This is a genomic window from Herbaspirillum sp. WGmk3, from assembly GCF_023952535.1.
GTDB classification, from domain to species: Bacteria; Pseudomonadota; Gammaproteobacteria; order Burkholderiales; family Burkholderiaceae_D; genus Herbaspirillum; species Herbaspirillum huttiense.
In genome coordinates, this window is the sequence record NZ_JAKYWT010000005.1 from 405,854 (window position 1) to 418,138 (window position 12,285).

The following is a 12,285-nucleotide window of genomic DNA, read 5'->3' on the forward strand; positions in this document are numbered from 1 at the left end:
CAGCATTGAACTACGTGAGTCTGCTAAGCGCAGTCAGGCAATTGCAACAAAGGATGTCATTTGCCAAGGGAGGGCGTTCGCTTCAGTCGAAGCCGCGTACGCGCTCCTTGTCCATGCGTGGCAATTCCCAGTGAAAGCGGATCGCCAGCAGGCGCACCGAAAATCCCAGCAGCAGGGAGCTCAGGGTGGCGATGCGGCCATCGATCTGCCAGTGCAGGATCAGCACATACAGGGTGCCGGTCAGCAGCGACACGCTGGCATAGATCTCGCGCCGCAGGACCAGCGGAATCTCGTTGCACAACACATCGCGCAGCAGGCCGCCGAAGACCCCGGTGACCATGCCCAGCATCACCACGATGGCCGGGTGGAAGTTGTCGAAGCTGCGCGCGATATCGCAGCCAATGATGGTGAAAGCCACCAGCCCCAGTGCATCCACCACCAGGAAAGCGGACTTGAAATGATGCAGGGCGCGCGCCGCGACTGCTGCCACGATCGCCGCGCAGATGGTGAAGCCCAGATATTCGGGATGCGCCACCCAGCCCAGCGGATAGTGGCCGATCAGGATGTCGCGCACGGTACCGCCACCCAGCGCCGCCACCGTGCCGATGAGGCAGATGCCGAAGATGTCCATGTCCTTGCGGATGCCCATGAGCGCGCCCGAGATGGCTTCGGCGCAGATGGCGATGAGGTAGATGGTATGCAGCAGCATGGCAGGGTCCGGGCTGGCGGTAGTCGCGAAGCCCGAATTATTGCATGGCGCGGTCCCGGCGCCATGCTGCGGCACCCAAGATCAGGCGGAGGTATCGATGATGTTGCCGATGGCCTTGACGCCCGAGGTCACGCTGTCGGCCACCGAATGCGCAGCCGAGGAAACCGCATCGACCGTGGTGTCGTAGGCGCTTTCAATCTCGTCACCGACTTCGGAGGCGACGTTCTTGATGGGCTGGATGATGGTGTTGTAGAAGCTGCTGTTGCCGGAGGAGACCGAAGACACGCTCATGTGAAACTCCCTTGTAGTGGTAGGCAGCCAGCATCCCCCTCTGATGAGGGAGATGCGGACAGGAGTTCATCATAGGCAAGCGCGGTGGCCGTGCAAAGATGCGAACACCCCCTTATCGGGTAAAGAAATGCAATGCCTTGTAAAGCGGTGTAGGCATGCCGCTTGCACGGCGTACCAGCGGGCCTTACTGCGCCAGTGCCAGCGTGTTTTCCTTCTGGCGCGTGGCAGTGTTCGCGCTCGCAGAGGCCGGTGAGCGCGGGCCGCCGTAGCTGATCTTGAACACCGACATGGCCTGGCTCAGTTTGATCGACTGGTCGCGCAGGTTCTCGGCAGCGGCGGCAGCCTGTTCCACCAGGGCGGCATTCTGCTGGGTGGTTTCGTCGATGGCGTTGACGGCCTGATTCAATTGCTCGATGCCGCCGCTCTGCTCATTGCTGGCCACCGTGATCTCGGCCATCGTGACGGCCATGTTTTCCACCGCGCCCCCGAGGTCGCCCATGGCTTGCGCGGTTTCGCGGACCAGTTGATTGCCGCTCTCGACTTTCGCGCGCGAGTCGTCGATGAGGCCCTTGATGTCCTTGGCGGCGGCCGCCGAGCGTTGCGCCAGCGTGCGTACTTCCGAGGCGACCACGGCAAAGCCGCGTCCCTGTTCGCCGGCACGCGCCGCTTCCACGGCGGCGTTGAGCGCCAGGATGTTGGTCTGGAAGGAGATGCCGTCGATCAGCCCGATGATGTCCACGATCTTGTGCGAAGCCGCGTCGATCTCTTCCATGGTCTTGCCCATGCGCTGCACCGAATGGCTGCCACGCTGCGCAATGGAGGAGGCCGATTGCGCCTGGCGATCGGCGTTGGCCGCCGAGTCGGCATTCTGGCGCACGGTGGCGGCAAACTGCTCGACGCTGGATGCGGTTTCTTCCAGTGCCGAGGCCTGCGATTCGGTACGGCTTGAGAGATCCATGTTGCCGCTGGCGATCTCGCCGGTGGAGATGGTCATCGATTCCACGTTGCGGCGCACGTCGCCGATGATGGCGCGCAGGTTGACGTTGAGCTGCTGCAGCGCTTGCAGCAGCAAGCCCATGTCGCCGCGCGCATCGGTATCGATATGCAGGTCGAGATCGCCGCCGGCCAGGCCATGGACGGACTTGATGGCGCGCTGCAAGGGCGCCACGACGCTCGCATGCAGCACCGCCCACGAGCCCAGCAGCAGCGCAGCGCCACCAAGCGTGCCGAGCCACACCGCATAGGGGCTGCCTCCGGCCGTCTGCACGGCACTGCCCGCGACCGCACCGCCGAGGATGAACATGAGCGTGAGCACGCCCATCATCCAGCCCAGCCGCTTGGCCAACGGCAGATCACGCAGGCCCTGCAGCCAGCCGATGAAGCCGGTGCGCGCCACTGCGCCGCGACGGATGCGCAGGCCGCGTGCCTGCCCGCCGACGAAGGCACGATAGGCGCTGTCGGCCGCCTGCACCTGCTCCCGCGAAGGACGCGTGCGCACGGACATGTAGCCGACCGCGCGGCCGTTCTCGCGCACCGGCGTGACGTTGGCCTGGACCCAGTAGTAATCGCCATTCTTGCAGCGGTTCTTGACCAGCCCGTTCCAGGGCAGGCCTTCCTTGAGCGTGGCCCACATGTCGGCGAAGGCCTCGCGCGGCATCTCGGGATGGCGCACGATGTTCTGCGGCGCTCCGATCAGTTCTTCTTCGTCGAAACCGCTGATTTCCACGAAGTAAGGATTGACGTAGGTGATGTTGCCCTGCAGGTCGGTTTTGGAGACGATGGACTTGCCATCCTCCAGCAACCGTTCGGTGGTGGTGATCGGTAGATTCGTGCGCATGCTTGCCCCCGTTGCCCTGACCGTTGCTGACCTTGCTGGGTCACGGTCCTGCCGCTGTTGTAGAAAGCCGCCGCGCTTCGTCCCCAAGCGCGGCGACCCCGTTTTCATACCGGGCCGCGCGCGGCCTGGTGTGGAATTGCGAGTCGGTGTCATGGCGTTCCATGGCATTTCCGCGAAAGATGTACGACGCCAGCCTTTCTCCGGCTTGGGCGGCGCGACACGGAAGCCACGATGACCAGAATCTAAACGCTGCACTGCGCTTTCAATCGGTCAAAAAGGCGGGCCTTTCCACGGGTGAACCAGAAACGGGAGCAGCATTCCTGCCGGTCAGGGCCGGGCAGGGGCGATGATGAACGGAAACTGTTTCCGTTCATCATCGTCATCGGCATTACGGTGGTCGCTTATTGGCGCGGCTGTACCTGAAACAGCACGCCTTGCGGCACCAGTTCTACCGAGAGCAATTGGTCGGCCACCACCTCGGTCATGCGCTGGCCGGGATTGTCCAGGGCGACCGTGGTGAGGCGGGTAATCAGGGGCAGCAGCTTGTCCTCGCTGCCGGAGATGAAACTGCGCGCGGCACTGGAGGCGCAGATCAGGAATTCGTCACGGGCGCCGGGCACCTTGTTGGTCATCATCACGCCCACGTTGCGCAGCTCACCCTTCTTGTTGAGCGTGCCGATGAGCGTGGTCCGGGCCGGGCCGACCTGGGTGTCGAGCACGTATTCATATTTGCCCGGATGCAGGCGCGACGCGTCCAGCATGTAGAGGTGGGCCATGTGCTCGGGCTCTTCCACCTTCATGTCCCTGAGCACATCGGCCAGCCGGTTGTTGAAGCGATCGGCAAATTGCTTGGGGGTGAGGCCCAGCGTGGTCTGGGCGGCTTCGTGGGCCGCCAGCTCCTGGTCGATGTGGCGGTCGCAGCCGGCCGCCAGCAGCGTGGTGGCCAGCAGGGTGCAGGACAGAAGACGCAGCGGAGATCGTAAAAGTGTCAGCATGTTCGTCAGAATGTCGTGTGTTGCGCTACATTGTGCATCATTCCGGTGGGATACAAGCTGTCGCAGATCAAGTGTGGAGGCCGGTTTGTGTGGGTTGGTGATAAAGTACCTTGCCGACAACAAGGCCAAGACGACAACATCCAGACCCACGCCAAGCCCATGACCGCTTCCCCCTCCGGCCAGCCCGCTGCTGCCCCCTCCGATCTGCACGAATTGCGCGAGATCATCCGTAGCTTTTCCAGCGAACGCGACTGGCTGCGTTTCCATACGCCCAAGAACCTGGCCATGGCCCTCTCGGTGGAGGTGGCCGAGCTGATGGAGCACTTCCAGTGGCTGCCGACGGGGGCCGATCATGAACTCGATGACGCCGCGCGCGAAGGCATCCGTCATGAGATGGCCGATGTGCTGGTCTATCTGATCCAGCTGGCCGACCATACCGGCGTCGACCTGCGCAGCGCCGTGCTGGAAAAAATGGAACTGAATCGTCGCAAGTATCCGGTTGAACTGGCCCGTGGCAATGCGCGCAAATACAGCGCACTGGCCGGGCCGGCTGCCGGTACCGACGCCGGCGATGATGCCTCCGGTGCTGGCTGAGGCTGGCGCTGCCCTTGCTTTCCTCCCTCTCATGTTCGCTGCCCGGAGCTCGCCTTGACCAACTGGAATGACGGTTACGTCGTCGACATCGCCTACACCTACGGCTATTACCCCGGCATGAATCCGGCCCGCCTGCCGCTGGCCTTCGCCTTCCACGGCCTGCAGGCACCGGCCATCCAGACCGCCTGCGAGCTCGGTTTCGGGCAGGGCCTGTCGACCAATTTTCACGCAGCGGCATCCACCACGCGCTGGTGGGGCAACGACTTCAATCCCTTGCAGGCGGCCTTCGCCCAGGAACTGGCGGCGGCCAGTGGCAGTGGCGCGCAGCTGGAGGATTCCAGCTTTTCGCATTTCTGCCGCCGCGACGATCTGCCGGATTTCGATTTCATCGCCCTGCATGGCATCTGGAGCTGGGTCTCCGAGGACAACCGCCAGATCCTCCTCGATTTCATCGACCGCAAGCTCAAGCCGGGCGGCGTGCTCTACCTGAGCTACAACACCCAGCCCGGCTGGTCGGCCTTCATGCCATTGCGCGACCTGCTGGTGCAGCACACGCAACTGGCCGGCAACGAGGAACGCGGCCTGCCCACGGCCGCCCGCATCGAGGCCGCGCTGGCCTTTGCCACACGGCTCTTCGAGACCGACCCGGTCTATGCCCAGGCCAACCCCTTCATGCGCGACCGCCTCAAGATGCTGCAGCAGCAGTCGCGCAGCTACCTCGCGCACGAATATTTCAATCGCGACTGGCACGCCGAGCCCTTCGCCGAGATCCATCGCCGCTTTTCGCAGGCCGGTCTGCAGTTCGCCTGCCCGGCGCACTACATCGATCACCTCGACATGGCCAACCTGACCCCGGCGCAGCGCCAGTGCCTGGCCGAGATCGACGACCCGGTGCTGTACCAGAGCACGCGCGATTTCATGGTCAACCAGACCTTCCGCCGCGATTACTGGGTGCGCGGCGGGCAGGTGCTGGATGAGCGCCAGCGCGTGCAGGCGCTGGCGCTGCAAAGCGTGGTGCTGCTGACCGAGCCGGACAAGGTGCCGCTGACGATTCAGAACGTGGCCGCCGAGATCACCCTCAACCGGCTCATCTACGAACCCATCCTGCAGGCGCTCTCGGACTACCAGCCGCACACGCTGGTGGATCTGGCGGCCTCGCTGGCGCATCGCAACCTGAACCTGTCGCAGGTGATCGATTCGGCGCTGATGCTGATCGGCACCGGCCACGCGGCCCCGCTGCCTCCCGAGCTGGATGCCGCCACCCAGGCCCAGATCGCGCGCCGCACGGCCGACCTCAATGCCTATCTCCTGCACCGCGCAGCGCTGGTGCTGCCGGAGAGCCAGGAGGGCGACATCGCTCATCTGGTCAGCCCGCTGACCGGCAGTGGCGTGAAGGTGGACCGGGTCGAGCAGTTGTTCCTGCTGGCGCGCGAAGTCTGCGGTGACGATGTCGAAGCCTGGCCCGCCCAGGCCTGGCAGCACATCGCTGCGCAGGGCAAGCGGCTGGTGCGCGATGGCGTGCGGCTGGAAGCCGAGGACGAGAACCTGGCTGAACTGGCGACGCAGGCGCGGCTCTTCGCGCGTACCAGGCTGCCCTTGCTGCGGGCGCTGCAGGTGGCGTGATGCGCGTGCCGATGCCATGGATGAGCTTGCCGCCGCGTTTGTCGTGAATTCCTCACACCCGGCCTGACGTCCTCATGACAGCGCCCTGACAAGCACGCCTATCCTGCGTGCAGGGCGGCAATCGCGTTGCATCGCAGCGAACTAGCCTGTACGATTTCGCGTGGCCATATTGCCGCCCATCACTGCCGTGCCTGCCGCGCCTGACCTGCCGGTGCCGAACCTCTCTTTTAGGAAAGTCGGTTTTCAGCTTATGTCCCTGTCCCGTCAACTCCAAACACGCCTGACCCTGTCCGGCACCGCCGCTGCGCTGCTCACCGCCATCGTGCTGACCGCCATGGCCATGAACGGCAGCACGCAGGGCCTGGCGGTCGCCGCCGTGGTCCTGGTGCTGGTGTCGGCCCTGCTGTCCTGGGTGCTGGCGCGGCAACTGCTGCAACCGCTGTCCGGTCTGGAGGCCGGCATGCAGCAACTGCAGGAAGAGCACAAGCAACTGGTGGAGCAACGCGATGATGCCCGCACCCACCTGGAAGAAATGGAAAAGACCCTGGCCCGCGTCGGCCTGGAAGATGCGCTGACCGGCCTGGCCAACCGCCGCCAGTTCGAGCGCGGCCTGCTGGAAGAATTCAACCGCGCGGCGCGCACCAACCTGTCGCTGGCCATCATCATGATCGACATCGATCTCTTCGATGAATACAACGCCAGCTATGGCCGCATGGCCGGCGACAAGGTCTTGCGCCGGGTCGGCAGCGCCATCCGCGATACCAACGTGCGTCCGGAAGATCTGCTCTCGCGTTTCGGTACCCAGGAGATCGCCGTGCTGTTGCCGGGTTCGCGCCTGGACGGCGCACTGATCGTGGCCGAACGCATCCGCAAGTCGATCGAACAGCTCAACATCGAGCACAGTGCCAGCCCGACCGGCCGCGTGACCATCAGCATCGGCATCGCCGCCGTGGCTCCGCAGCGTCAGGTCGACGAACCCGATACCGTGCTGCGCGAATCGGAAAAGGCGCTGGCCCTGGCCAAGGCAGCGGGGCGCGATTGCATCCGCACCACCAACGATTTCCGCAAGGCTTGAGCTGCATAGCGCTAGCCGCTACCCGCTGCCCCAATGAAAAATGCGGCCCGTGGTGTCCCACCGGGCCGCATTTTTCATGGTTCTTCGACGCTCCGCGTTCAGGGCTGCTCGGGCCCCGGCACCAGGAACTTGGACTTGGCGCAATACATCTTGGCGTTGGTATCGTTGTAGACGATCTTGCTGCCGGCCTGCGACTGCCTCATCGGATAGGCCGAATCATCCTCGGGGGTGAAGCGAATGCCCAGTGCGCCCTTGATGGCATCGGTCAGCTTGACCGGCGTGGTGTTGAAATACGCGCCGATGAAGTCGGCCTGGCTGCTGCTGTCATTGACCAGGAAATCGGTGGCCTGCATGCCCCACAGCGTGACATTGGTGGCCTTGAACCAGTAGGCCCCGCCCTCCGTCTTGTAAGGCGGGCCGAAGGCGGCCACCAGGTAATCGAAGAAATACTTGCTGTTGAGCTGGTTCAGGCACAGCAAGGCATTGCCGACCTCAATGCCGAAGCTGGGTTGTGGCGCGGCCTGCGCCGCCGGTGCGCCGGTCACGGCACCGGCCAGCGTCAGCACCAGCGCGCCCAGGCGCGGGCGCAGGCAGGTGCGCAGGCGAGATACGATCTTCAAACGAACTCCCGGAAATTGCCGTCTTGGCATGTTGTCGGTACGGCACGCAGGGCGGGCCGGGGAGTCGATTGTAGGGGGGATTTGAGATTTTTTCCAAACAGCAGGATATTTTTGTTGCTGGCAGGAATCGTCTGGGGCCTGTTCCCATGCATCTCGCAGATTGCATGGGAACAGGCCCTAGCGCTTGCCGCGCAACACCCGGTCGCCGCGGGCCGAGCGTCCTTCCTGCGGTGCTTCGCTGGCGGCCAGGTGGCCCAGGCCATCGAGGAAAGAGGCGATGCCGGTGCCTTTGACCAGCACGCAGGGCTTGCCCAGCTTTTTGCAGGTGCTTTTGACCAGGTGGTAGGCGTTGTGGCTGATGTTGCCGGAGGCGCAGATGACGATGTCGGCGGCGGCCAGCATGGGCGTGAGCCGGTGCAGGTTGTCCTCGCGTCCGCCATCGTGATGCAGGAAGCGCCCGGCGCGGGTTTCGATCTCGGCCCGGTAGTGATTGCGGGCACCGGTCAGGCCGCCGACGCAGAGCACACAGCGGTCGTCGAGGGACAAGGCGATGGGGCCGGCCGTGGAGGCCGAAGCGGAAGCAGAGGCAGCAGCACGCATGAAGGGACTCGCAGGAAGTGAGTGACGGTCCCAGCCTAACCCCGGTGCCCCGGCTTGCGAACGAATCAATTTGCAGCAGCATATGCGCTTTGCGTTGGCGCAGCGCCACGCCCGGTCAGGCAGCGGGCGGCGGGGCGGCAGGCGCCGGTGGTGTTGCCGGAGCTGCCGCGGAGGATTGCTGTGCGCGCACCTGGCGCTGCATGGCCCGCACGAAGTCCGGCAGGCGGCGGCCATTGCGGTCAGGATAATGGCCTTGTTCGCTCATCTGCCGGACGCGGTCCAGGCGGAAGGAGCGGAAATCGTCACGCGTTTCGCACCAGGCGGCCAAGAGCCAGGTGCCGCCGAAGAAGGCCAGCGCCAGCGGCCACACCACCCGCTGGCTGCTGCGTTGCTGGGCATCGGTGTAATGCAGCAGCAGTTTGTGACGGCTGTTGATGGCCTGGCGGATGGCTTCCAGCCGCTCGCCCTGGCCGCAGTCGTCCTGCATGGCCGGCGCAAAGAGCGGCGTGGCCTCAACGAAATCGCGTTTTTCCTTGGGCAGGGCCAGCACCACCTTGGCCAGTGCCGAGGCCGCCGAGGCGCCCAGCTGCGGGCCGCCCCAGGCTTGCACCATCCGCATGCCGATCACCAGCGCATCGATTTCATCGGCGTTGAACATCAGCGGCGGCAGGTCATAGCCAGGCTTGATGCGGTAGCCGACCCCGGCTTCGCCATCGACCGGCACGCCCGACAGCGAAAGATCGCGGATGTCGCGATAGACCGTGCGTTCCGACACCGACAGCCATTGCGCCAGCTGGCGCGCCGTGGTGAGACGGCGTCCGCGCAGGTACTGGGTGATCTGGAACAGGCGGTCGGCTCGACGCATGACAGGCAGAGGAAAAAATGATGCGCGCCATTCTGGCACGCATGCTCCCGGCCCGCCACGAACTTCGATGCTGCTGTGCAAGATGCGGGCATGGCGCTGGCCTGGCGAGCCGATCCGGTCCGTTCAATGCATCGCGTGCAAGGCCAGGCGATTGCCTTCGCTGTCGATGAACTGGGCGATGTAGCCGATATCGTTGGGCAGCTGGAAGCGCTCCATGGTCACTTCACCGCCGGCCGCCTTGACGCGGTCCAGCACGGCCTGGATCGAGGAGCCGGCATCGAGGTAGATCAGCGTGCCCTGGCGGGTCGGCTCCAGCCAGCCGGGGCCGGTCAGGCAGCCGATGGACTGGCCGTCATCGCGCACGAAGATGGCCATCGGGCCTTCCTCGGACAGCTGCTCCTGGCGCAGGCTGGTGGCAAAGACGGCTTCGTAGAAGCGGGTGGCGCGCTGCAGGTCCTTGGTGGCGATCTCGAACCAGTTGACTTGGGTTTGCATGGTGGTCTTCCTTTTCTTGGGAGGGGGCGTTGTCTATGCCGGCTGGCATGGAAGGCATCATGCGCGAGGGCTACTGACAACGTCCTGTCAGTAGCCCTCGCGCCCCCGGGAAGAAACGGTCAGCAATCAGCGCGTCGCCGCCGCCGCCACGCCCTCCTGCTGCGGGTGCTCGCCGCTTTGTTCACTTTCCTTGCGAGCCGCATAGCGCCGCGCCAGTACCGCGCACAGCATCAGCTGCATCTGGTGGAACAGCATGATCGGCAGCAGCACCACCGCCGCCCCGCTGCCGGCAAAGAGCACCGAAGCGATGGGGATGCCCGAGGCCAGCGATTTCTTGGAGCCGCAGAAGACCAGTACGATTTCATCGCCGCGCGGCATCTTCAGGGCGCGGGCGCCATAGGTGGTCACCAGCAGCACGGTCCCCAGCAGCACCGCATTGACCAGCACCAGCAAGGCCAGCTGCCCCGGCGGGAACAGGTGCCACACGCCCTGTGCCACGGCCACGCTGAAGGCGGCATAGACCGACAACAGGATGCCGCCGCGATCGACGACATTGACGATGACCTTGTGGCGATTGATCCAGTCACCGATCCAGGGACGCATCAGGTTGCCCAGCACGAAGGGCAGCAGCAGTTGCAGCAGGATGCTCAGCACCTGCGACATGCCGTTGGCTTCGTGATGACGATGCAGCAGCAAGGTCACCAGCAGCGGCGTGATGACGATGCCCAGCAGGTTCGATGCAGTGGCACCGCAGATCGCCGCCGGCACGTTGCCGCGTGCAATGGAGGTAAAGCCGATCGAGGATTGCACGGTGGAGGAGAGCGTGCAGACGAACAGCACGCCCATCCACAGTTGCGGCGTCAGCAGATCCGGCACGATGCTCTTCAAGGCCAGGCCCAGCAGCGGGAACAGGAGGAAGGTCGAGGCCAGCGTGAGCAGGTGCAGGCGCGGTTGCTTCAGTCCGGACAGGGCCGCCTCGCGTGAGAGCTTGGCGCCATGCAGGAAGAACAGCAGCGAGATGGCCGCATTGCTGGCGATGTGCATGAAGTGCTCGAAGCTGCCGGTGGCCGGGAAGAAGGTGGCCAGCAGCACGGTGCCGATGAGCAACTGGGTGAAGCGGTCGGGGAGAAAGCGGTTCATGGCGCGCTCGCGGAAAAAATGAAGGGACGATTCGGGTTTGCCCTCATGATAGGAAAGCGCACGGCCATCGGGAACCCCTCTGATCACGTTGACTGTCATCGGAAACTCCGATGATAATGGCCTCATGCTCAATCCGCTCTGGCTCCAGACCTTCGCTACTGCCGCGACCTCGTCCAGCTTCACCGAGGCCGGGCGCCAGCTCGGGCTGACGCAATCGACGGTGAGCGACCACATCCGCCGCCTGGAAGAGAGCCTGGGCCGTCGCCTCTTCGTGCGCGATACGCATTCGCTGGCACTGACCGCTGATGGCGAAAGCCTGCTGGTCCATGCGCGCCTGATCCTGCAGGCGCATGCCCGCGCCGAAGCGCAGTTCAGCGCCCCGCGCCTGCGTGGCCGGGTGCGCTTCGGCACCTCCGACGACCTCGCCATGGGCCCGCTGCCGGACATGCTGGCGGCCTTTCGCAGCCAGCATCCGGAAGTCGAACTGGAAATCACCATCGGCCTCACCAGCGAGCTCTATGCCTCGCTGGACCAGGGCAAGCTGGACTTGCTGGTCGGCAAGCGGCGGGCCGGCGAATCGCGCGGGCACAGCATGTTCTCCACGCCCATGCAGTGGCTCACGCGGCCCGATACCCTGGTTGACCTCACCGAACCCTTGCCGCTGATCCTGCTACCCGAGCCCAGCATCACGCGTGCGGCCACCTTGCAGGCACTGGGCAAGTCAGGCCATCACTGGCGCATCGTCTGCACCAGCGGCAGTCATGCGGGCTGCATGGCGGCGGCACGCGGCGGGCTGGGGCTGGCGGCGTTGCCGCAGCATCTGGCCTCGCGTGATCTGGTGGTGCCGTTGAATCATGCGGCACTGCCGCGCCTGCCGGATGTCGAATATGTGGCGCTCACCGCGCGGCGCTTGTCGCGGCCGGCGGATACGCTGTACCAGATCCTGATGGCCAGCCGCTTGAGCCGGGGCTGAACAGCACAGCGGGAGCGGTTTTCAGGCCGCCTCGACGATCAGCGCCGGAGCATTCAGTGAACGGATGCGGCGATCCACGAAATAACCACCGGCTTCCATGTAGCGCAGGTAGTGGCGTGCGCATTGCGTGCAACGCGCGATATTGCAGCGGTTGTACGGATACCAGGCCGGCGCGATGGGAGCCTCGGGCGAGGCGTAGCGGGTGCCCTGCGGATGGTATTCGGTGAAGGTTGGTTCGTCGTAGGGATCGGCAATGAGCGTGGCCACGTCCACCAGTTGCGTTTCCGGCAGCGACAGGGGCAGGCTGATCCAGCCGCTGCTGTCGGCCGCGCGGCAATTGCAATCGATAGTGATGGCCGCACTGTCGGCCGCCAGGGCGCGCAGTTGCGCCAGGTCCGGATGGGGGAGCAGGTCTTGCATGAGCGGGAGCTATCAGTGCGTGAGCGCGGAACGGCCTGTGGATAACCG

14 protein-coding genes are annotated in these 12,285 nt (G+C 64.7%); 4 read left to right on the forward strand and 10 right to left on the reverse strand.

The window, feature by feature from the left end:
* Positions 1 to 82: 82 nt before the first annotated feature.
* The 4 genes from MKD49_RS20385 to MKD49_RS20400 all read right to left on the reverse strand — a co-directional run bounded on the left by MKD49_RS20385 (position 83) and on the right by MKD49_RS20400 (position 3,832).
* The gene (locus MKD49_RS20385) at positions 83 to 709 is read right to left on the reverse strand and encodes a trimeric intracellular cation channel family protein (protein ID WP_134221302.1); all 627 of its coding nucleotides are present in this window, start codon (positions 707 to 709) and stop codon (positions 83 to 85) included.
* 81 nt (positions 710 to 790) lie between these two features.
* Positions 791 to 1,000, reverse strand: coding sequence for a hypothetical protein (locus tag MKD49_RS20390; protein WP_034331894.1), 210 nt, complete (start codon positions 998 to 1,000; stop codon positions 791 to 793).
* Between the two features lie 184 nt (positions 1,001 to 1,184).
* The gene (locus tag MKD49_RS20395) at positions 1,185 to 2,837 is read right to left on the reverse strand and encodes a PAS domain-containing methyl-accepting chemotaxis protein (protein WP_252697205.1); all 1,653 of its coding nucleotides are present in this window, start codon (positions 2,835 to 2,837) and stop codon (positions 1,185 to 1,187) included.
* Between the two features lie 401 nt (positions 2,838 to 3,238).
* Complete coding sequence (locus tag MKD49_RS20400; RefSeq protein ID WP_121042828.1) at positions 3,239 to 3,832, reverse strand: attG domain containing protein; 594 nt, start codon at positions 3,830 to 3,832, stop codon at positions 3,239 to 3,241.
* Between the two features lie 159 nt (positions 3,833 to 3,991).
* Here MKD49_RS20400 and MKD49_RS20405 point away from each other — a divergent pair, with 159 nt between their 5' ends.
* The 3 genes from MKD49_RS20405 (at position 3,992) to MKD49_RS20415 (ending at position 7,124) form a co-directional block, all read left to right on the forward strand.
* Positions 3,992 to 4,426 carry a nucleotide pyrophosphohydrolase gene (locus tag MKD49_RS20405; RefSeq protein WP_252697206.1) on the forward strand — a complete coding sequence of 145 codons (435 nt, stop codon included), beginning with the start codon at positions 3,992 to 3,994 and terminating at the stop codon, positions 4,424 to 4,426.
* Between the two features lie 54 nt (positions 4,427 to 4,480).
* Positions 4,481 to 6,049, forward strand: coding sequence for a methyltransferase regulatory domain-containing protein (locus tag MKD49_RS20410; RefSeq protein WP_252697207.1), 1,569 nt, complete (start codon positions 4,481 to 4,483; stop codon positions 6,047 to 6,049).
* 250 nt (positions 6,050 to 6,299) lie between these two features.
* Complete coding sequence (locus MKD49_RS20415; protein WP_252697208.1) at positions 6,300 to 7,124, forward strand: diguanylate cyclase; 825 nt, start codon at positions 6,300 to 6,302, stop codon at positions 7,122 to 7,124.
* 98 nt (positions 7,125 to 7,222) lie between these two features.
* Here MKD49_RS20415 and MKD49_RS20420 read toward each other — a convergent pair whose 3' ends face one another.
* From MKD49_RS20420 to MKD49_RS20440, 5 genes are all read right to left on the reverse strand, one after another.
* Positions 7,223 to 7,744 (reverse strand): hypothetical protein, encoded by a 522-nt coding sequence (locus MKD49_RS20420; protein ID WP_252697209.1) that lies wholly within the window; start codon positions 7,742 to 7,744, stop codon positions 7,223 to 7,225.
* Positions 7,745 to 7,921: 177 nt separating this feature from the next.
* Complete coding sequence (locus MKD49_RS20425) at positions 7,922 to 8,344, reverse strand: DUF2325 domain-containing protein (RefSeq protein ID WP_252697210.1); 423 nt, start codon at positions 8,342 to 8,344, stop codon at positions 7,922 to 7,924.
* A 115-nt stretch (positions 8,345 to 8,459) separates the two neighbouring features.
* Complete coding sequence (locus tag MKD49_RS20430; protein ID WP_166675034.1) at positions 8,460 to 9,209, reverse strand: YafY family protein; 750 nt, start codon at positions 9,207 to 9,209, stop codon at positions 8,460 to 8,462.
* 123 nt (positions 9,210 to 9,332) lie between these two features.
* Positions 9,333 to 9,704 (reverse strand): VOC family protein, encoded by a 372-nt coding sequence (locus MKD49_RS20435; protein WP_252697211.1) that lies wholly within the window; start codon positions 9,702 to 9,704, stop codon positions 9,333 to 9,335.
* A 126-nt stretch (positions 9,705 to 9,830) separates the two neighbouring features.
* Positions 9,831 to 10,844 carry a bile acid:sodium symporter family protein gene (locus MKD49_RS20440; protein ID WP_134135574.1) on the reverse strand — a complete coding sequence of 338 codons (1,014 nt, stop codon included), beginning with the start codon at positions 10,842 to 10,844 and terminating at the stop codon, positions 9,831 to 9,833.
* Between the two features lie 124 nt (positions 10,845 to 10,968).
* Here MKD49_RS20440 and MKD49_RS20445 point away from each other — a divergent pair, with 124 nt between their 5' ends.
* Positions 10,969 to 11,817, forward strand: a complete 849-nt coding sequence (locus MKD49_RS20445; RefSeq protein ID WP_034331884.1) for a LysR family transcriptional regulator — start codon at positions 10,969 to 10,971, stop codon at positions 11,815 to 11,817.
* Positions 11,818 to 11,838: 21 nt separating this feature from the next.
* On the opposite strand, the gene MKD49_RS20450 is transcribed toward MKD49_RS20445, so the two are convergent.
* Positions 11,839 to 12,237, reverse strand: coding sequence for a hypothetical protein (locus MKD49_RS20450; RefSeq protein WP_121042840.1), 399 nt, complete (start codon positions 12,235 to 12,237; stop codon positions 11,839 to 11,841).
* Between the last annotated feature and the right edge of the window lie 48 nt (positions 12,238 to 12,285).

Bases quoted from the DNA above. Each gene is read 5' to 3' on its own strand.
- MKD49_RS20450 (WP_121042840.1), bottom strand. From the start codon at position 12,237: ATGCAAGACCTGCTCCCCCATCCGGACCTGGCGCAACTGCGCGCCCTG.
- MKD49_RS20390 (WP_034331894.1), bottom strand. From the start codon at position 1,000: ATGAGCGTGTCTTCGGTCTCCTCCGGCAACAGCAGCTTCTACAACACC.
- MKD49_RS20405 (WP_252697206.1), top strand. From the start codon at position 3,992: ATGACCGCTTCCCCCTCCGGCCAGCCCGCTGCTGCCCCCTCCGATCTG.
- MKD49_RS20415 (WP_252697208.1), top strand. From the start codon at position 6,300: ATGTCCCTGTCCCGTCAACTCCAAACACGCCTGACCCTGTCCGGCACC.
- MKD49_RS20440 (WP_134135574.1), bottom strand. From the start codon at position 10,844: ATGAACCGCTTTCTCCCCGACCGCTTCACCCAGTTGCTCATCGGCACC.
- MKD49_RS20395 (WP_252697205.1), bottom strand. From the start codon at position 2,837: ATGCGCACGAATCTACCGATCACCACCACCGAACGGTTGCTGGAGGAT.
- MKD49_RS20430 (WP_166675034.1), bottom strand. From the start codon at position 9,209: ATGCGTCGAGCCGACCGCCTGTTCCAGATCACCCAGTACCTGCGCGGA.
- MKD49_RS20400 (WP_121042828.1), bottom strand. From the start codon at position 3,832: ATGCTGACACTTTTACGATCTCCGCTGCGTCTTCTGTCCTGCACCCTG.
- MKD49_RS20425 (WP_252697210.1), bottom strand. From the start codon at position 8,344: ATGCGTGCTGCTGCCTCTGCTTCCGCTTCGGCCTCCACGGCCGGCCCC.
- MKD49_RS20385 (WP_134221302.1), bottom strand. From the start codon at position 709: ATGCTGCTGCATACCATCTACCTCATCGCCATCTGCGCCGAAGCCATC.
- MKD49_RS20435 (WP_252697211.1), bottom strand. From the start codon at position 9,704: ATGCAAACCCAAGTCAACTGGTTCGAGATCGCCACCAAGGACCTGCAG.
- MKD49_RS20445 (WP_034331884.1), top strand. From the start codon at position 10,969: ATGCTCAATCCGCTCTGGCTCCAGACCTTCGCTACTGCCGCGACCTCG.